The sequence below is a fragment of the Bradyrhizobium sp. AT1 genome (assembly GCF_001590795.1).
Classification (GTDB): Bacteria; Pseudomonadota; Alphaproteobacteria; order Rhizobiales; family Xanthobacteraceae; genus Bradyrhizobium.
Genome location: NZ_JXDL01000001.1, coordinates 2,919,152 through 2,937,810 on the forward strand (window position 1 = coordinate 2,919,152; position 18,659 = coordinate 2,937,810).

16 protein-coding genes are annotated in these 18,659 nt (G+C 65.0%); 12 read left to right on the top strand and 4 right to left on the bottom strand.

The features are described from left to right. The first annotated feature begins 110 nt into the window (after nt 1-110). The 12 genes from SE92_RS13770 to SE92_RS13825 all read left to right on the top strand — a co-directional run bounded on the left by SE92_RS13770 (nt 111) and on the right by SE92_RS13825 (nt 14,073). On the top strand, nt 111-1,706 hold the full coding sequence (locus SE92_RS13770) for an ABC transporter substrate-binding protein (protein WP_063196256.1): 1,596 nt from the start codon (nt 111-113) through the stop codon (nt 1,704-1,706). A 105-nt stretch (nt 1,707-1,811) separates the two neighbouring features. Next, nucleotides 1,812-2,792, top strand: a complete 981-nt coding sequence (locus SE92_RS13775; RefSeq protein WP_063196258.1) for an ABC transporter permease — start codon at nt 1,812-1,814, stop codon at nt 2,790-2,792. Between the two features lie 12 nt (nt 2,793-2,804). After that, entirely contained in the window at nt 2,805-3,776 is a 972-nt protein-coding gene (locus SE92_RS13780; protein ID WP_063196260.1) for an ABC transporter permease, read from the top strand. Nucleotides 3,777-3,819: 43 nt separating this feature from the next. Then, on the top strand, nt 3,820-4,806 hold the full coding sequence (locus SE92_RS13785; RefSeq protein ID WP_063196262.1) for an ABC transporter ATP-binding protein: 987 nt from the start codon (nt 3,820-3,822) through the stop codon (nt 4,804-4,806). Beyond that, nucleotides 4,803-5,792, top strand: a complete 990-nt coding sequence (locus SE92_RS13790) for an ABC transporter ATP-binding protein (RefSeq protein ID WP_063196264.1) — start codon at nt 4,803-4,805, stop codon at nt 5,790-5,792. Before SE92_RS13785 ends, SE92_RS13790 begins: the two co-directional genes overlap by 4 nt. Nucleotides 5,793-5,874: 82 nt before the next feature. Further along, on the top strand, nt 5,875-7,680 hold the full coding sequence (locus tag SE92_RS13795) for a gamma-glutamyltransferase family protein (protein WP_063196266.1): 1,806 nt from the start codon (nt 5,875-5,877) through the stop codon (nt 7,678-7,680). A 9-nt stretch (nt 7,681-7,689) separates the two neighbouring features. Beyond that, a complete protein-coding gene (locus SE92_RS13800) occupies nt 7,690-8,400 on the top strand; it encodes a DUF1028 domain-containing protein (RefSeq protein ID WP_063196268.1) in 711 nt (236 codons plus the stop codon). Beyond that, a complete protein-coding gene (locus tag SE92_RS13805; RefSeq protein WP_063196270.1) occupies nt 8,397-9,386 on the top strand; it encodes an ABC transporter ATP-binding protein in 990 nt (329 codons plus the stop codon). Before SE92_RS13800 ends, SE92_RS13805 begins: the two co-directional genes overlap by 4 nt. Before the next feature lie 172 nt (nt 9,387-9,558). Beyond that, on the top strand, nt 9,559-10,662 hold the full coding sequence (locus SE92_RS13810; protein ID WP_063196272.1) for an ABC transporter ATP-binding protein: 1,104 nt from the start codon (nt 9,559-9,561) through the stop codon (nt 10,660-10,662). A gap of 23 nt (nt 10,663-10,685) precedes the next feature. Further along, nucleotides 10,686-12,209: an ABC transporter substrate-binding protein gene (locus SE92_RS13815; RefSeq protein WP_063196275.1), complete on the top strand. Its 1,524-nt coding sequence runs from the start codon at nt 10,686-10,688 to the stop codon at nt 12,207-12,209. 31 nt (nt 12,210-12,240) lie between these two features. Next, nucleotides 12,241-13,182, top strand: a complete 942-nt coding sequence (locus SE92_RS13820; protein WP_063196276.1) for an ABC transporter permease — start codon at nt 12,241-12,243, stop codon at nt 13,180-13,182. Nucleotides 13,183-13,185: 3 nt separating this feature from the next. Beyond that, nucleotides 13,186-14,073, top strand: coding sequence for an ABC transporter permease (locus SE92_RS13825; protein ID WP_063196278.1), 888 nt, complete (start codon nt 13,186-13,188; stop codon nt 14,071-14,073). Here SE92_RS13825 and cnbZ read toward each other — a convergent pair. Genes cnbZ through SE92_RS13845 form a run of 4 tightly spaced genes read right to left on the bottom strand, consistent with a single transcriptional unit; the run spans nt 14,070 to nt 18,507 of the window. Next, nucleotides 14,070-14,816 (bottom strand): 2-amino-5-chloromuconate deaminase CnbZ, encoded by a 747-nt coding sequence (cnbZ, locus tag SE92_RS13830; protein WP_063196280.1) that lies wholly within the window; start codon nt 14,814-14,816, stop codon nt 14,070-14,072. The genes SE92_RS13825 and cnbZ overlap by 4 nt on opposite strands. A 9-nt stretch (nt 14,817-14,825) precedes the next feature. Beyond that, nucleotides 14,826-16,076 carry an adenylate/guanylate cyclase domain-containing protein gene (locus tag SE92_RS13835; protein ID WP_063196282.1) on the bottom strand — a complete coding sequence of 417 codons (1,251 nt, stop codon included), beginning with the start codon at nt 16,074-16,076 and terminating at the stop codon, nt 14,826-14,828. Continuing rightward, nucleotides 16,073-16,462 carry a response regulator gene (locus SE92_RS13840; RefSeq protein WP_063196284.1) on the bottom strand — a complete coding sequence of 130 codons (390 nt, stop codon included), beginning with the start codon at nt 16,460-16,462 and terminating at the stop codon, nt 16,073-16,075. Before SE92_RS13840 ends, SE92_RS13835 begins: the two co-directional genes overlap by 4 nt. Then, a complete protein-coding gene (locus tag SE92_RS13845; protein WP_063196285.1) occupies nt 16,459-18,507 on the bottom strand; it encodes a sensor histidine kinase in 2,049 nt (682 codons plus the stop codon). The genes SE92_RS13840 and SE92_RS13845 overlap by 4 nt, the downstream gene beginning before the upstream one ends. Nucleotides 18,508-18,659: the final 152 nt, after the last annotated feature.

The following is an 18,659-nucleotide window of genomic DNA, read 5'->3' on the forward strand; positions in this document are numbered from 1 at the left end:
TTCCTTGCTGGAATGGCGCTTGCACCGGTCGAGAACTCTGGGCAACATGGATTGATCGGCCGGCCGAACAATCAAAAACCACCGGCACGGCGGTGTGGAGAGGGTCAAGAATGTCAGTATGTCGAAGTCTGTTTGCGGCGACGCTCGCCGGTACGTTTGCGCTAGCGGTCTCGCCGGCGACCAGCCAGACGCTGCGTTATGCCAACCAGGGTGACCTGAAGTCCCTTGACCCCTACACGCTCAACGAAAGCACCACCCACGCCCATCTCGGACACGTTTATCAAGGCCTCACCGCGCGCGACAAGGACCTCAAGATCATTCCGGCGCTGGCGGAAAGCTGGGAAACTCCGGAGCCGACGCGCTGGCGTTTCCATTTGCGCAAGGGCGTGAAATTCCACAACGGCGACCCCTTCACCGCCGACGACGTCGTGTTCTCCGCCGATCGCGTCCGCAAGAAGGGGTCCAATATGCAGACCCGTCTCGCGCCCGACATCAAGGTCGTGAAGGTCGACGACTACACCGTCGACTTCGTCCTGCCCTCGCCCAATCCCATCCTGCACAATTCGTGGGATGTCTGGTACATCATGGACAAGAAATGGGCCGAGGCGAACAACGTCGTCGATCCGACGCCGGTGGCGGCGACCACGCCGAGCTACGCCTCGCTCAACGAGAACGGCACCGGCCCCTTCATCATCGAAAGCCATCAGCCCGGCGTGAAGACGGTGTTCAAGGCCAACCCCAATTACTGGGGCAAGATGGAAGGCAATCTGAAGGAGATCATCTTCACCCCGATCGCTTCGGACGCCACCCGCGTCGCCGCGCTGCTCTCGGGCGAAGTCGACGTCATCGAGCCGGTGCCGATCCAGGACATCTCGCGCGTCGATTCAAGCCCGAACGCGCAGGTGCTGAAGGGACCGGAGCTGCGCACCATCTTCATCGGCTTCGACCAGACCCGCGACGAGTTGCTCTACTCCAACATCAAGGGCAAGAACCCGTTCAAGGACGCCCGCGTCCGTGAAGCCTTTTACAAGGCGATCGACATCGAACTGATCAAGACGCGCGTCATGCGCGGGCTGTCGACGCCCTCGGCACTGATGATCGCGCCGGAACTGTTCGCGCTGTCCAAGGAGTTCACGCGGCCGAAATTCGATCCGGACGGCGCCAAGAAGCTCCTGACCGAGGCCGGTTACCCCGATGGCTTCGAGGTCACGATGGACTGCCCGAACGATCGCTACGTCAACGACGCCGCGATCTGCCAGGCCGTCGTCGGCATGCTTGCCCGCATCGGCGTCAAGATCAATCTGCTGGCACAGCCGAAGGCGCAGTACTTCGCCAAGGTGCTGAAGCAGGGCGGCTACCAGACCTCGTTCTACCTGCTGGGCTGGACGCCGAGCACGATGGATTCGCACAACGTGCTCTACGACATCATGGGCTGCCGCGACGATGCGAAATCCTCGCGCGGCGAAGCCAATCTCGGCGGCTATTGCAACAAGGAGTTCGACGCCATCACCGACAAGGTGCTGGTCGAGACCGACACCGCCAAGCGCAACCAGCTGATCAAGCAGGCTTACGAGATCAGCATCAAGGACTGGGCCTACATCCCGCTGCATCAGCAGGCACTGGCTTGGGGCGTCTCGAAAAAGGTCAACCTGCCGCAACGCGCGGACAATCTGGTCATGTTCCACTGGGCGACCAAGAAGGAATAGCGTCAGTTGAACACGAGGTCCCGGAGGCGTCAGGCGTCCGGGACCTTTCCTTTTTCCGGCTGACAAGGTCGTCAGCCGCACGCTCACCCAAGGACAGTGGAAGGCATGCTCGCTTTCACTCTTCGCCGCGCCGTTCAGGCCATCGGCGTCATGTTCGCCGTCGGCATCATCGCGTTCTCGATGTTCCGTTTCGCCGGCGATCCCGTCAACCAGATCGTCTCGATAGACACGTCGGCGGCCGAACGCGAAATCGTGCGCAAGTCGCTCGGTCTCGACGATCCCGTGCCGGTGCAGTTCATCCGCTATTTCGCCGATGCAGCGCAGTTCAAGTTCGGCGTCTCCTACCAGTTCCGCCAGCCAGTCTCGACGCTGCTGATGGAACGCATGCCCGCAACGCTGGAACTGGCGATCTGCGCCACCGTGTTTGCAATGGTGTTCGGCATCCTGATGGGCGTCTATTCGGCGCTCAGGCGCGACACGATTCTGGCCAAATTATTCCAGGCGGTCTCGCTCATCGGCATCTCGCTGCCGACGTTCCTGATCGGCATCCTGCTGATCTATCTGTTCGCCGTGACATTGGGCTGGTTGCCCTCGTTCGGTCGCGGCGAGGTGGTCAAGCTCGGCTGGTGGAGCACGGGCCTGCTCACGCTGTCGGGACTGAAGGCACTGATCATGCCCTCGATCACGCTCGGCCTGTTCCAGATGACCCTGATCATGCGGCTGGTGCGTGCGGAGATGCTGGAAGTGCTGCGGACCGACTATATCCGCTTTGCCCGCGCCCGCGGGCTCACCACCCGCGCCATCCATTTCGGCCACGCGCTGAAGAACACGCTGATTCCCGTGATCACGGTGGCGGGACTTCAGTTTGGCTCGGTTATTGCATTTTCGATCATCACCGAAACCGTGTTCCAGTGGCCGGGCATGGGACTTCTATTCGTGCAGGCCGTGCAAAACGTCGACATCCCGATCATGGCCGCCTACCTGCTGATGGTTTCGCTGATCTTCGTCACCATCAATCTGGTGGTCGACATCCTCTATACCGTGGTCGATCCGCGCCTGCGCGCGACCGTCGGCCGTGCCACCTAAGGGAAGCCCTGCATGTCCGACGCAGTCGCCTCCAATTCCACCGAGCCAAGCGCGCCGGCCGCGCCTGCCGGCCGCAGCTGGCTGGCCCGCGCGCTCGACAGCGACATCTTCTATTCGTTCCGCCGTTCCAAGCTGACCATGGTGGCGGCGGCCATCACCGTGCTGTTCTTCCTGCTCGCGATCTTTGCGTCCGCGCTCGCGGTGCAGAACCCGTTCGATCCGGCGCAGCTTCAGCTGATGAACTCGCGCATCTCGCCGCTGTGGACCGCCGACGGCCAAAGCCCGTTCCTGCTCGGCACCGACGAGCAGGGGCGCGACGTGTTCTCCGCGATCCTCTACGGCATGCGCATCTCGCTCGCCGTGGGCGTCGCAGGCGTGATCTTCGCCGGCGCGCTGGGCATCGCGCTCGGCCTGATCGCGGGCTATTTCGGCGGCGCGGTCGACGGCGTCATCATGCGGATCGCCGATGTGCAGCTCACCTTCCCCGCCATTCTGATCGCGCTGCTGGTGAACGGCATCGCCAAATCGATCTTCGGCAACCGGCTGGATGCCAACAGCATGCTGGTGGTGCTGGTGATCTCGATCGGCCTGAGTTTCTGGGTGGGCTATGCCCGGACGGTGCGCGGCTCCGTGATGGTCGAGAAGAACAAGGACTACGTGGCCGCCGCGCAGCTGATCGGCTTGCCGGCGCCGAAGATCATGCTGCGGCACGTGTTGCCCAACACGATGGGTCCGATCCTGGTCATCGCCACCATCAACCTCGCGCTTGCCATCATCACCGAGGCGACGCTCTCTTTCCTCGGCGTCGGCCTGCCCGACACGATGCCCTCGCTCGGCACGCTGATCCGCATCGGCAACAACTATCTGTTCGCGGGCGAATGGTGGATCGTCGTCTTCCCCGGCCTGGCGCTCGCTGGATTGATCCTGTCGATCAATTTGCTCGGCGACTGGCTGCGCGACGCGCTCAATCCGAAACTCCGATAAGCAACGCTTCGATGAGCAATCCTTCGATGAATACGCCTCGCTCATGACCGAACCCATCCTCTCCGTGCGCAATCTTCAGGTGGAGTTCGCCTCCCGCCGCGGCACCCTGCGCGCCATCGACGATGTCTCCTTCGACATCGCCAAGGGCGAGGTGCTGGGCGTGGTCGGCGAATCCGGCGCCGGCAAGTCCGTCACCGGCCTCGCGGTGATCGGCCTGATCGATCCGCCCGGCCGCATCGCCGGCGGTGAGATCCGTCTTGCCGGACTGCGCATCGACAATCTGCCGCCGGAGGAGATGCGCCGCATCCGTGGCAAACGGATCGGCATGATCTTCCAGGATCCTCTCACCTCGCTCAATCCGCTCTACCGGGTCGGCGACCAGATCGTCGAGACGATCAGGACGCACCTGAACTTGTCCGAATCCGCCGCCCGCCGCCGCGCCATCGACCTGCTCGCCGAGGTCGGTATTCCCGCGCCGGACAAGCGCATCGACGGCTATCCGCACGAGTTCTCGGGCGGCATGCGCCAGCGCGTCGTGATTGCGCTGGCGATCTGCGCCGAGCCTGAGCTGATCATCGCGGACGAGCCGACCACCGCGCTCGACGTCTCCGTGCAGGCGCAGATCATCTCGCTGATCAAGCGGCTCGGCCGCGACCACGGCACCGCCGTGATGCTAGTGACGCACGACATGGGCGTGATCGCGGAGACCTCGGACCGCGTCGCGGTGATGTATGCCGGCCGTGTCGCCGAGATCGGTCCGGTCCAGGATGTCGTGCGAAATCCGCTTCATCCCTACGCCAAGGGGTTGATGGGCGCGATCCCGACGCTGGCCGGCGACGACAAGCGCCTGCAGCAGATCCCCGGCTCGATGCCGCGCCTCTCGGCGATCCCGCGCGGCTGCTCGTTCAATCCGCGCTGCGCCTTTGCCTTCGACCGCTGCCGGGTCGAGCGGCCGGAGCCGCTGCCGCGGGGCGCGCAATCGGTCGCCTGCCATCTCTATGACGACGTGCCGGCGGAGAGCGCGGCATGAGCACGCCCTTCGTCCAGGCGACAAATCTGCGCCGTGTGTTCGACGTCTCGAAGCCGTGGCTCAACCGCGTGCTCGAGGGAGGCCACCTCGAATATCTCAAGGCGGTCGATCACGTCACCTTCGATATCAGAAAGGGCGAGACGTTCGCGCTGGTCGGCGAGTCCGGCTCGGGCAAGACCACCGTCGCTCGGATGGTCGTCGGCCTGTTGCCGCCGAGCGCCGGCGACGTCCTGATCGACGGGGTCTCGATGACGGATCCGCGGCAGGCGCAGGCGCGCCGCAAACTGCGCCGCCGCATCCAGATGATCTTCCAGGATCCATATGCGAGCCTGAACCCGCGCTTCCGTGTCGATGCCATCATCTCCGAGCCGATCCGCGCGTTCGACCTGATCCAGGGCGAGCGCGACATCCAGGCGCGCGTCGGCGAGTTGCTCACCCTCGTCGGCCTGCATCCGGACGACCGGCTGAAATTTCCCCACGAATTCTCCGGCGGCCAGCGCCAGCGTATCGCGATCGCGCGGGCGCTCGCCTCCGACGCCGAGTTCATCGTCTGCGACGAGCCGACCTCGGCGCTCGACGTCTCCGTGCAGGCGCAGATCCTGAACCTGATGCGCGACCTTCAGGACAAGTTCGGCCTCACCTACATGTTCATCAGCCACAATCTCGCCGTGGTCCGCCATATGGCGAGCCGCGTCGGCGTGATGTATCTCGGCCGTATCGTCGAGATCGCGGAGGGGCGCGAGCTGTTCGCCAATCCGCGCATGCCCTACACCAAGATGCTGCTGGGCGCCGTGCCTGACCTCGCCATGAGCGGCCGCCAGCGCATTCCAGTGAAAGGCGAGATCCCGAACCCGATCAATCCGCCGCCCGGCTGCGCCTTCAATCCGCGCTGCCCGCTGGCGTTCGATCTCTGCCGCAAGGAAACGCCGGAACTGATTAGCGGCGTCGCATGTCACGCCGTGAACACCGCGCCGGTCCCAGCGTGACGCGCGCGTGCCATGCGGCCTGCGCATTTGGCATCCCAGCATCGGCTGTGATCAATTGCGCGCGCCGCAAATGAGGTAGCCCATGGCCAGCAACGTCAATCCCGATCCGTTCACGACGCGTCCCGAAATCGAAGGCACCTTCGGGGTCGTCGCCACCACGCATTGGATCGCGACTGCCGTCGGCATGGCCATCCTGGAAAAGGGCGGCAACGCCTTCGACGCCGGCGTCGCTACCGCCTTCACGCTCCAGGTGGTAGAGCCGCATCTGAACGGACCCGGCGGCGACGTGCCCATCATCGTGCATGACGTGAAGCGCGGTCGCACCGAGGTGATCTGCGGCCAGGGTCCGGCACCAGCCCGCGCCACCATCGCGCATTACAAGAGCGAGGGCCTCGACATGGTGCCGGGCACCGGCCTGCTCGCGGCCTGCGTCCCCGGCACGTTCGAATCCTGGATGATGCTGCTGCGCGACTACGGCACGATGCGCGTGCGCGACGTGCTGGAGCCCGCGATCTCCTATGCGCGCGACGGCTATCCGCTGGTCGAGCGCGCCTGTGCCACGATCCAGACCGTCGAGCAATTGTTCCGCAAGCACTGGCCGACCTCCGCGGCCGTCTACCTGCCCAACGGCGAGTTGCCGAAGCCCGGCACGCTGTTCACCAACACAACGCTGGCCGCGACCTACGCGCGGATCCTGAACGAGGCCGAGAGCGGCGGCGGCGGCCGCGATGCCGAAATCGAGCGTGCGCGGAAGGCGTGGTCGCAGGGCTTCGTCGCCGAGGCCATCGACAAGTTCTGCCGCACGCAAGAAGTGATGGACGTCAGCGGCTCGCCGCATCGCGGCGTATTGTCCGCAGACGACATGGCGCGCTGGCAGCCGACAATCGAGGCGCCGCTCACCTACGACTACGGCCGCTATACTGTCTGCAAGGCCGGCGTCTGGAGCCAGGGCCCGGTGACGCTGCAGCAGCTGGCACTGCTGAAAGGCTTTTCACTCGACGGACTCGATCCGACCGGGCCGGAGTTCATCCACCTCCAGATCGAATGCGCAAAACTCGCCTTCGCCGACCGCGAAAAATTCTACGGCGATCCGAAATTCAGCGAGATCCCGATCGGCACGCTGCTGTCGGATGCCTATAACGACGAGCGCCGCAAGCTCGTCACGGACAAAGCTTCGCTCGATCTGCGGCCCGGCGCGGTCGAGGGCTTCGGCGGCGTGGTCAAGCTGCGCCGCGCGGAAGGCCAGCGCGAGGCCGTCGGAGCGCTCGGCGCCGGTGAACCCACCGTGGGGCGCTTCGGCGAGGTGCGCGGCGACACCGTGCATTTCGACATTATCGACAAGGCCGGCAACATGGTGTCCTCGACACCTTCAGGAGGCTGGCTGCAATCCTCGCCTGTCATTCCTGAACTCGGTTTCTGCCTCGGCAGCCGCGCACAAATGTTCGATCTGGAGGAGAACCAACCTAGTTCTCTCGCGCCGGGCAAACGCCCGCGCACCACGCTGTCGCCGAGCATGGCGCTGCGGGATGGCGAGCCTTACCTTGCCTGGGGCTCGCCCGGCGGCGACCAGCAGGACCAGTGGATCACGCAGTTCTTCCTGCGCCACGTCCATTGCAATCTCAATCTCCAGGAAGCCATCGACGCGCCGGCCTGGCATTCCGAGCATTTCCCGATCTCGTTCTGGCCGCGCACCGCGCGTCCTGGCGTGCTCGTGGTCGAGAACCGCGTGCCGAAGGCGACGATCGAGAACCTTCGCGAGCGCGGGCATATCGTCGAGGTCGGGCCCGACTGGTCCGAAGGCCGCCTCACCGCGGCCTCGCGCGTCGGTGTCCGCCGGCGCGCCGCCGCCAATCCGCGCGGCATGCAGGGCTACGCCGCAGGACGCTAAAGGCAACACATGACCTGGTCGATCATCGCGCGAGATCCTGCCACCGGCCAGTTCGGCATCGCGGTTGCGACCCGCTTCTTCGCTGTCGGCGCACGTGTGCCCTATATCGCGGCCGGCGTCGGCGCCATCGCGACCCAGGCCTTCGTCAATCCCTATTACGGCATCGACGGCCTCAAGCTGCTGCGTGAAGGCCTGAATGTGCATGACGTTCTCGCCGCGCTGCTTGCCACCGACGACGGCCGCGAGAGCCGGCAGGTCCACATCATGGACGCGAGCGGCGAGATCGCCGCCCATACTGGGCGCGACTGCGTCGACTGGTGCGGGCACGTCGCAGGCAGCGGCTTTTCGATTGCCGGCAACATGCTCGCCGGCGCCGACGTGCTCGACGAGACCGCAAAGACCTATATCGCCAACGACAGCCTGCCCTTCCCGCGCCGCCTGCTCGCGGCGATGCGCGCCGGCGAGGCCGCCGGCGGCGACAAGCGCGGCAAGCAGTCCGCCGCACTGCTGATCCATGGCGAGGAGGAATGGCCGACGCTCGACATCCGGGCTGACGATCATCCCGATCCACTCGGTGAGCTCGAACGGCTCGAGCGGGTCAGCCAGGAGCTCTGGGTGCACTTCCGCCCTTCCATGCCGACGCGGCAAAATCCATCCGGCAACACCGATCGCAGCGTCATCGACGCAACTATCGCCGCGGCACAGGCAAGGCAGGCATGAGCGCCGGCCCTCTCATCGAGATCACAGATCTACGCATCCGCTTTCACGGCGACGACGGCCGGATCACCCATGCGGTCGACGGCGTCGATCTCAGTGTTGCCAATGGCGCGACGCTCGGCCTCGTCGGTGAATCCGGCTGCGGCAAGAGCGTGACCTCGCTGGCCATCATGGGCCTCCTGCCGAAGCAGAGCGCGGAGATTTCAGGCGCGATCCGCTTCGACGGTTTTGACCTGCTGAAGACACCGGACCAGACCCTGCGCGACTTGCGCGGCAACCGGCTCGCGATGATCTTCCAGGAGCCGATGACCTCGCTCAACCCGAGCTTCACCATCGGCGACCAGATCATCGAGACCATCCTGCGCCACCGCGGCGGCTCACGAAAGAGCGCGCGCGCGCGGGCGATCGAGCTGTTGCGCCGCGTCCACATCCCCTCGCCCGAGCGGCGCATCGACGAATATCCGCACAAGCTCTCGGGCGGGATGCGCCAGCGCGTGATGATCGCGATGGCGCTCGCCTGCGATCCGCGTCTCTTGATCGCGGACGAGCCGACCACGGCGCTCGACGTCACCCTGCAGGCGCAGATCCTGGAATTGATGCGCGAGCTGAAAGCTGCAAGCGGCGCCGCCATCATCCTGATCACCCACGACCTCGGCGTCGTCGCCGAGGTCTGCGACGAGGTCGCGGTGATGTATGCCGGCGAGATCGTCGAGCGTGCGCCGGTGGATGAGCTGTTCTCCGCGCCGCAGCACCCTTACACCGTCGGCCTGCTCGGCTCGATCCCGCGGCTCGACCACCGCGCCGAGCAGCTCGCGACGATCGAAGGCATGGTGCCGAACATGGCGCAGCCGCCGGCCGGCTGCCGCTTCGCCGCGCGCTGCCCGTTCGTGCTGGAGGCCTGCACCAAGGCGCCGCCGCCATTGACCGAGGTCAGCCCCGGCCACCTCTCGCGATGCATCCGCGCGCCACTCGAACGACTGGTGTCGTGATGGCGCAGCTCTCCTCTCTCGTGCCCCGGGCGCAGCGCATCACAAGCGCAGCGCAGTGGTGCGCTGCTGAACCGGGGCCCATGCTGCAACCGACTGGGTCCCGGTTCGGCGTCGCAACACTTCGTGCTGCGCCGCGCCCGGGACACGAGAGCAGCATTCGCGAGGAGCAGAGATGACCGCCCTCCTCGAGGTCGAAAGTCTGGTCAAGCATTTCGTCGCCGAGCGCTCGCTGTTCGGCCGGCCGCTGGCGCATGTCAAAGCGGTCGACGGCGTCTCGTTCTCGCTGGAAGCCGGCAAGACGCTCGCCCTCGTCGGCGAATCCGGTTGCGGCAAATCGACCGTCAGCCGGCTGGTGCTACGGCTGATCGAGCCGGACGCAGGCTCCATCCGCTTCGAGGGTCGCGACCTGCTCTCGCTCGATGCGAACGCGCTACGAAAATTCCGCCGCGAGGCGCAGATCATCTTTCAGGACCCTTACGCCTCGCTCAATCCACGCATGACCGTCGGCCAGATCCTGTCCGAGCCGCTGGCGCTGCACGACCTCGTGCCGTCAGCGCAGCGGCGCGAGCGCGTCGCCGAGCTGTTGCGCCTGGTGGGGCTCGAGCCACGGCTGGCGCGGCGCTATCCGCATGAATTTTCCGGCGGCCAGCGCCAGCGCATCGCCATCGCCCGCGCGCTAGCGGTCGAACCGAAGCTGATCATCTGCGACGAGCCGGTCTCCGCGCTCGACGTGTCGATCCGCTCGCAGATCCTGAACCTGCTGCGCGAGCTGCAGGACCGGCTCGGCCTTGCCTACATCTTCGTCTCGCACGACCTCGCCGTGGTCAAGCACATCGCCGACCACGTGGCGGTGATGAATCTCGGCCAGATCGTCGAGACCGCGGAAGCGGACGCGCTGTTCGCAGCACCAAGCCATCCCTATAGCCGGGCACTTTTGTCCGCGATCCCCGTGCCTAAACCGCAGGCAAAGCGCAGCCGGATTGTGCTGCAGGGAGAGATCCCCAGCGCGCTCAATCCGCCGCCGGGATGCCGCTTCCACACCCGCTGCCCCTACGTGGTCGAGCGCTGCCGCAGCGAGATGCCCCAGCTGGCCGCGGATGGCATCGGACATGCAACGGCCTGTCACCGAACGTCGGAACTGCCGTCCTCCGCGGCGATCGTCCCGTCCGACGGCGGCTTTTCGCCGGTCCTTGAAAAATTGGTCGCCGCCTTCAGCGGCGGCCCGGAAGCAGTCCGCGGCAGCGGGGTTAGTTCATTGGGAACGGACCCGGCATAGCCGCAAAACAGAGGTTGAGAGCGATGAGTTTCATGCGTTTGGCAATCCTGGCGTCGGCCGTGCTGACGTCGCTCGCGGGCGCAGCCCAGGACCAAGTCCAGGCTCAGACCACGCTGCGCATCGGCATCGCCGAGGACCCTGATATCCTCGATCCCAGCATCGGCCGCACCTATGTCGGCCGCATCGTGTTCTCCGCTTTCTGCGACAAGCTGTTCGATATCGACGAGAAGCTCAACATCGTGCCGCAGCTCGCGCTGTCCCACGAGACTTCGGCCGACGGCAAGGAGATGACGATCAAGCTCCGGCCGGGCGTTAAATTCCACGACGGCGAGCCGCTCGACGCGGAAGCCGCAAAATTCTCGATCGAGCGTCACATGACGCTACCGACTTCGTTCCGCAAGTCGGAGCTTGCCAGCGTCGACCATGTCGAGGTGGTCGATCCCCTCACCATCAAGCTGGTGCTGAAAACGCCATACTCACCCTTGATCGCCCAGCTCACCGACCGCTCCGGCATGATGGTCTCACCGAAGGCGGCGAAGGAGGCCGGCGACAAGTTCGGCCTGCATCCGGTCTGCGCAGGCCCCTACAAGTTTGTCGAGCGCGTGCAGCAGGACCGCATGGTGTTCGAGAAGTTCGCCGACTACTGGAACAAGGACAACATCCATATCGATCGCGTGGTGTTCCAGCCGATCGTCGATGCGACGGTGCGGCTTGCGAACCTGAAGTCAGGGGGTCTTGATCTGATCGAGCGCGTGCTCGCCACCGACATCAAGGACGTCCGAGCCGATCCCAAGCTGGTGCTATCGACCGCGCCGGAGCTCGGCTATCTCGGCCTGACCGTCAATATCGGCAATGACAAGGCCAAGGGGCCACTGAGCCAGTCGGCAAAGGTACGCCAGGCGCTCGACCTCTCGATCGACCGCGAGGCCCTCAACCAGGTCGTCTTCAACGGCGAGTTCACCCCGGGCAATCAATGGGTCAGCCCGACACATCCCTACTACCAGAAGGCATTCCCGGTCCGCGGTCGTGATATCGCGAAAGCCAAGGCGCTGTTGAAGGAAGCCGGCGTCACCACGCCGGTGACGGTGGATTACATGATCCCCAAGGGCGCGGAGAACGAAGCCGTGGCCCAGGTCGTCCAGTCCATGGCCGCCGAAGCGGGCTTCGACATCAAGATCCGTGCGGTCGAATTCGCCACGACCTTCAAGCAGGCCCAGGCCGGAGAATTCCAGATCTTCCAGATCAACTGGAGCGGCCGTATCGATCCCGACGGCAATTCCTACATCTTCATGCGCAGCAAGGCACCGCAGAACGACGGCGGGTACGCGAATCCGGAAGCCGACAAGCTGATGGAAGACGGGCGGGCGACGTCCAATGTCGAGGAGCGCAAGGCGATCTACGCCAAGCTGACAAAAATCCTGCTCGACGATTTGCCGATCATCTACATCTATCACCGCACGCTCCTGATCGCACACACGACCAAGCTTCAGGGCTACAAGCAGATGCCCGACGGGCTGGTGCGCGTGGTCGGATTGAAGTTCAAGTGATCGCGGCAACGCCCGGGACATCGGCCTAGCCATGCTGAGGTTCCTTGCCCACCGCATCGCTCAGATCGTGCCGACACTGTTCTTCGTGTCGGTGCTGATCTTCTCGCTCCAGCAATTGCTGCCGGGCGATCCCGCGCTGGTGATGGCGGGCGAGGAGCGTGATCCCGCCGTGATCGAGCAGATCCGGCAGCAGTACAAGCTCGATCAGCCGATTCCCGTGCAGTACGCCTACTGGCTCAAGGGCGTCCTGACCGGAAACTTCGGCGAATCCTTGCGCAACAAGATGCCGGTGCGCGAGCTGATCGCGCAAAAATTGCCGGTGACGCTGCAGCTCGGCTCGATGGCGATCCTGATCGCGTTCTTCATCGGCATTCCCGCCGGCATCGTCTCCGCGGTGAAGAAGGGCACGGCCTGGGACTACGGCGCCAACCTGTTTGCGCTGTGGGGGATCTCGACGCCGAATTTCTGGCTCGGGATCCTGCTGATCTTCCTGTTTTCGATCAAGCTCGGTTGGCTGCCGGCATCGGGCTATGTCCCGCTCACCGAGAACTGGCGCGCGAGCCTAGCCGCCACCATCATGCCGGCCTTCGTGCTCGGCAATGCAATCTCCGCGGTCCTGATGCGGCATACGCGCAGCGCCATGCTTCAAGTGCTGGAGAGCGACTATGTCCGCACCGCGCGCGCGAAGGGGCTCTCCGAGCGCTCCGTGATCCTCAAGCATGCCATGCGCAATGCGCTGACGCCCATCATCACGCTCGGCGCGCTGGAGCTCGGCACGCTGCTGTCGGGTGCGGTCCTGACCGAGCAGATCTTCTCCATTCCCGGTTTTGGCAAGCTGATCGTGGACGCCGTCTTCAACCGCGACTACGCGGTGGTGCAGGGCGTCGTGCTGGTCACGGCCACGGTCTACATCACGCTGAACCTCGTCGCCGATGTCGCCTATATCCTCGTCAATCCCAGGCTAAGGGGTTAGGCGATGACCGACGCTGCCCTATCAGCCACCCCTGCCACGCAAGCCTTCGAACTTGACAGCCCGGCGCGCCGCGCCCGGCGGCGGCTGTTCAAGCGCAAGGCCGCCGTGTTCGGGCTCGTTGTGATCACGGCGTTCATCCTGCTTGCGGCCTTCGCCCCGCTCATCGTGCCCTATGATCCCATCGCGACGAGCTGGAGCCTGGTGCGCAAGGCCCCCACCGCGGCGCACTGGTTCGGCACCGACGAGCTCGGCCGCGACATCCTCAGCCGCGTCGTCTACGGCGCGCGCGCCTCGCTGCTCGCGGGCCTCATCTCGGTCGCGATCGCACTCGGCATCGGCGTGCCGCTTGGTCTGCTCGCCGGTTATCGCGGCGGCTTCCTCGATGCACTGATCAGCCGGATCACGGACGCGATGCTGGCCTGCCCGTTCCTGATCCTGGCAATCGCGCTCGCCGCCTTCCTCGGGCCGAGCCTCGGCAATGCCATGATCGCAATCGGCATCTCGGCGACGCCGATCTTCATCCGCTTGACCCGCGGCCAGGTTCTCGTCGTCAAGGCCGAGGATTATGTCGAGGCCGCGCGCGCGCTCGGCAATCCGCCGTGGCGGATCGCGATCGCGCATATCCTGCCGAACATCCTGCCGGCACTGCTGGTACAGGCGACGCTCTCGATCGCCGCCGCCATCATCGCCGAAGCCGCATTGTCGTTCCTCGGCCTCGGCCAGCAGCCGCCGGCGCCGTCCTGGGGCAGCATGCTCAACGCCGCGCAGCGCTTCCTGACCCAGGCGCCGTGGATGGCGATCTGGCCGGGACTTGCGATCTTCCTCGTGGTGCTGTCGCTGAACCTGCTCGGCGACGGCCTGCGCGACGCGCTCGACCCACGGCAGCGTTAAATCACCACCTCGCGCAACACCCGGCGGCAATCCATCTCGTATTCGAGATCGACCACCGGCGGGCGGGCAAAATGCCAGGTCAGGCCTGAGCGTAACGCGCCGCGGCGGACCAGTTCGTCGACGAGAGCATGGTGGAAGTCGTGCACCGAATAGGCCTGCACGCCGGTAGTCTCCTTCCAGCCGAATCCAAATGCCGCCAGCCGGTTCTCCATCTGCGACGTCGTGGTGAAGCGCACCTTCTCCCGCAATCCCTCCGGGCTGAGATCGCGATAGCGCACGGTGCGCTCGACATAGGTGCCGCTGCCCTCACGCGCCTCGGCGCCGCCCGATATTACGAAGCTCGGCGCGGTCGAGCGGGTCGGCCGCGTGAACGAGAACGCATAGAACGACGGCTCGGCCGGCGGATCGATCTCGGGACAGACATTGCTACGCGCCACCGGATTGGTGGTACCGTCGAAGATGCCCCATTCCGACAGCGTCTTCACATAATGCAAGTTGAACGCGCGAAAGCCTTCCTCGCTGAAGGCCGCCGGCGAACGCAGCTCGCAGGCGCAGAATGCGGTCAGCGGACGACCTGCCTCCTGGATGAACCTTGCAGCGAGCGCAAACCCTTCCGCGAGCGGCACCAGGCGGTCGAAGCGGACACGCTCGATTTCGTAGCTGTCATCCGCAGCGGCGCCCGCGGAATATTGAAACACGGACGGAATGAAGCGGTAATTGCCGGCAGAGAACTCACGAACCATGACGAACTCCTATTCAAGCTGGATGCGGATGCCCTTGGCGCCGTTGAGCAGACGCCTCAGGTGAAAGCCGGCCAGGGAATCGTCGGCGTGCATGCCGACCAGCGCGGCAAAGGCCGGCATCGCCGCGGGATCGCCGGCCTCCATCTTGGCATAAGCCTCCGAATACAGCGCCGTCTCCGGCGCTTCGTATTTGGCGGGCGGCAATGGCTCGAACGCGCGCAACGGCTCGCTGCGGCCGCGTAGCATCAGCTCTCCGACGGGGCGGCCCTGGAAATGCTCCGCTGCCTCGGCGACGCCTGCGCTGACGCAAATGCGGGTGCCCAGATGCTTGTTGGCGGCCTCCAGCCGCGCCGCGATGTTGATGGAATCCCCATACGCGGTGTAGTCGAAGAAGCGGTTGCCGCCGAAATTGCCGACCAGGGCCGGACCAGCGTGGATGCCGATGCGGGTGGCACCGAAGGTGACGCCCATGGCGCTCTGGCGCGCGCGAAAATCCTGCGCCCAGGCATCGAGCTCGTGGGCGCAGGCGACCGCGCGCGTGGCATAATCCGGCTGATCCCCGGGCGCGTTGAAGAGCACCTGGATCGCGTCGCCAATGATCTTTGCGACCGTCCCTTCATGGGCGAAGACCACGTCGGTCATGCCGCCGACATACTCGTTGAGCAGCTTGCCCAAGGCCTCGGGCGGCGCGGTCTCGACCAGCGAGGTGAAGCCCGTGATGTCGGTGAAGATGGTGGCGACGTCGCGCCACTGCACCTCGATGCCCTCGCCCTCGCCACCGGCGGCCAGACGCTTGGCAAGCTCAGGCGAGAAATGACGCGATAACGCGGCATGGGCGCGCTCGGCTTCGATCTGTCGCCGCCGCACCTCGCGCAGCATCTCGATATGACGGATGGTCTTCCCGATCGTAGCTTCCAGATCGGCGAAGTCGATCGGCTTGGTCAGGAAGTCGAACGCCCCGCGGTTCATGGCGGTTCGGATGTTGCTCATGTCGCCATAGGCCGAGACGATGATGGTCGACTTCTTGTCCTCGGCCTCCTGGAGCTTCGCCAGCAGCGACAGCCCGTCCATCCGGGGCATGTTGATGTCGGAGACCACCATGTCGACATGCGGGTTCTGCTCGAGCGAGGCCAGCGCCTCGATACCGTCGCGCGCGAACATGATCGTGACCTCTCCGTCACGGATCTGCCTGCGGAACTTTTGCTGGACCAGCACCTCGAGATCCGGCTCGTCGTCGACGAAGAGAATGGTGGCGCTCATGCGGCCTGCTCGAGCCTCGTGTCGATCTCCTGCCGCAACAGCGCGAAGTCGATCGGCTTGGTGAGAAGCCCGACGGCGCCGCGCTCGATCGCCTTCCGCCGCGTCTCGGCGTCACCGTAGGCCGTGATCATGATGACGGGGACGTCCGGATGCGCGGCGCGAACCTTCGGCAGCATGTCGAGCCCGCTCATGCCGGGCATGTTGATGTCGGATAGGATCAGGATCAGCGAGGGATCGCGAACTTCCGCGGCGCGCTTGAGCGCATCGGGCGCGGAGGAGGCGAACTCCATCTGGAAGCGGCCGGCACGCAGCTCGCGCCTGAACTGCTGTCGGAACAGCGTCTCGACGTCGGGCTCGTCATCGACGACCAGGATGTAAACGTTCACGACTTGCCTCCGGAAGCGCCGCCCGCCGCCATCGTGCGCGGCAGGGTGATGATGAATTCGGTGAATACACCGGGTGTGGTGTTCACGTCGATGGTGCCGCCGTGCTGTTTCACGACGATATCATGGCTCATGGACAGGCCGAGGCCGGTGCCCTCGCCGGCCGGCTTGGTGGTGAAGAAGGGATTGAACATCTTCTCGCTCACCTCCGGCGGAATTCCGGTGCCGTTGTCGCGGATCCGGATCTCGACCCCGTCGCCGAGATCCTTGGTTGCCGCGCTCAAGATCGGCTCGAAGGCCTCACCCGCGCTCTCCTTGCGCTTGGCCGTGGCATAGAATCCATTCGAGATCAGGTTCAGGAAGACGCGCGTGATCTCCTGGGGATAGATGTCAACCATACCGGCAGCGGGATCGAGCGCGCGCTGGAGCGTGACGTTGAAGGACGGTCGTTCGGCGCGCGCGCCGTGATAGGCGAGATTGAGGCTTTCTTCGACGACGGCGTTGATATCGACCGGGCGATGCTCGCCGGAGCCCTCGCGCGAATGCAGCAGCATGTTCCTGACGATGGAATCGGCACGCTTGCCGTGCTGCACGACCTTCTCGAGATTGCTCCTGAGCATGCCGGTCAGCTCGTCGACCTCCTCCTTCGTCTTGCCGTCGAGCGCCGCCGATTGCAGGGTCTCGTTGAGCTCGTCGATCAACTCGGTCGAGACCGCCGAGAAATTGTTGACGAAGTTGAGCGGGTTCTTGATCTCGTGAGCGATGCCGGCGGTGAGCTGGCCGAGTGAGGCGAGTTTTTCAGTCTGCACCAGCCGGTCTTGCGCGGCGCGAAGTTCGTTCAGGGATTGCCGCAGCTCGGAGGTCCGCTGCTCGACCTTCTTTTCGAGGTCAGCATAGGATTCCTGCAGTCGCGCGCCCATGTCGTTGAACTGGTCGGCGAGTCCTTCAAGCTCGTCGCCGGTCCGGATCGAAATGCGCTGGGAGAAGTCGCCACCGCCGATCCGTTCGGCGCCGCTGCGCAGCGCCTGGATCGGCCCGACCATGCGGCGCGCGAGAAATATCCCGGCAAGCACTGCGAAGATCGACGCCGCCAGCAGCACGATGGCGAGCCGCTGCAGCGAGGCGTAGAGCGACGCATAGGCCTCCTCGACCGGCAGCTCGACGAACACGGTCCAGTGCAGCGGCGCGATCGGAGCCGATGCCGTCAAGACTTTCTGCCCCTGGATATTGCGCGCTTCCTCGAGCGCATCCGGCATAGTGCCGCCGGCAGCCTGCGCGGCGCGCACTTGTGCGAGGCCGGACATGTCGGTGTTGCGCAGCACGAGACTGATATCGGGATGCGCGATCAGGCGGCCCTCCGGCCCCACTACATAAGCGTGTCCATGTTCGCCGACCTTGATCTGGGAGACGACGTCCCAGATCAATTTGAGATTGACCTCGGCGATGCTGACCCCTGCGTCCTTGCGCGCGCCGGCCAGAGCCAGCGTCATGTAGGGCTCGGATTCCCGGCGAAAATAGACAGGGCCGTAATAGACCTTGTGCGCGACCGCCTCGGTGAACTTCGGATCGCTCGACAGGTCGATCCCGCTTTCGATCGCATCCATCGCCAGCCGCGAAACCCGCAACCGCTCCTTGCCGGTCGAATCGACCTGGGCGAGCTCGGTGATCCCGGGCACCTGGCGTAGCAGCCGCAGCGCGTCGAACCGGCGTTGCTCGATCGAGCCTGCCGACCACGGCAGTTGCGTGGTCCAGCCGAGCTGGCTCTCGATCTCCTTGACGAACTGACCGATCTTGGCCGCAGCCGCCTCGGCCTGCTCATGCTGGACCCGGATCAGCGAAGCCTTGTGCTCGCGATAATAGAAGAAGGCCTCGAACAGGCCGTTGGCCAGCAGCGCGATGGCGACGACAGCCACGAACAGCGCAACATATTTGGTGAACAGCCGGGTCCTGGTCCCTCGTCCGGCAGCGGGGCCGGAGGCAACGCCAGCCGGCGGCGCGCTCGGCAGCATGCTGGCTTGCGGGGTATCGGGATGGAGGGAAAGGCTCATCCCGCGGAAACTAGCAAGAAGACCGGGCCTTGTCTCTCGCGAGCGCGGAAGCAATCTGCCCGAAGGCCGCGGCGCGGAATGGCCGATGCGGCAGCACAACGAAAAAGGGCGGCAACGGTTTCGCCGCTGCCGCCCTCCGGTTCGCTTACGTG

Coding starts and splice junctions, on each gene's coding strand:
- SE92_RS13805 (WP_063196270.1), top strand. CDS start 8,397: ATGAGCGCCGGCCCTCTCATCGAGATCACAGATCTACGCATCCGCTTT.
- SE92_RS13790 (WP_063196264.1), top strand. CDS start 4,803: ATGAGCACGCCCTTCGTCCAGGCGACAAATCTGCGCCGTGTGTTCGAC.
- SE92_RS13770 (WP_063196256.1), top strand. CDS start 111: ATGTCAGTATGTCGAAGTCTGTTTGCGGCGACGCTCGCCGGTACGTTT.
- SE92_RS13815 (WP_063196275.1), top strand. CDS start 10,686: ATGAGTTTCATGCGTTTGGCAATCCTGGCGTCGGCCGTGCTGACGTCG.
- SE92_RS13785 (WP_063196262.1), top strand. CDS start 3,820: ATGACCGAACCCATCCTCTCCGTGCGCAATCTTCAGGTGGAGTTCGCC.
- SE92_RS13820 (WP_063196276.1), top strand. CDS start 12,241: ATGCTGAGGTTCCTTGCCCACCGCATCGCTCAGATCGTGCCGACACTG.
- SE92_RS13780 (WP_063196260.1), top strand. CDS start 2,805: ATGTCCGACGCAGTCGCCTCCAATTCCACCGAGCCAAGCGCGCCGGCC.
- SE92_RS13825 (WP_063196278.1), top strand. CDS start 13,186: ATGACCGACGCTGCCCTATCAGCCACCCCTGCCACGCAAGCCTTCGAA.
- SE92_RS13800 (WP_063196268.1), top strand. CDS start 7,690: ATGACCTGGTCGATCATCGCGCGAGATCCTGCCACCGGCCAGTTCGGC.
- SE92_RS13845 (WP_063196285.1), bottom strand. CDS start 18,507: ATGAGCCTTTCCCTCCATCCCGATACCCCGCAAGCCAGCATGCTGCCG.
- SE92_RS13795 (WP_063196266.1), top strand. CDS start 5,875: ATGGCCAGCAACGTCAATCCCGATCCGTTCACGACGCGTCCCGAAATC.
- SE92_RS13810 (WP_063196272.1), top strand. CDS start 9,559: ATGACCGCCCTCCTCGAGGTCGAAAGTCTGGTCAAGCATTTCGTCGCC.
- SE92_RS13835 (WP_063196282.1), bottom strand. CDS start 16,076: ATGAGCGCCACCATTCTCTTCGTCGACGACGAGCCGGATCTCGAGGTG.
- cnbZ (WP_063196280.1), bottom strand. CDS start 14,816: ATGGTTCGTGAGTTCTCTGCCGGCAATTACCGCTTCATTCCGTCCGTG.
- SE92_RS13775 (WP_063196258.1), top strand. CDS start 1,812: ATGCTCGCTTTCACTCTTCGCCGCGCCGTTCAGGCCATCGGCGTCATG.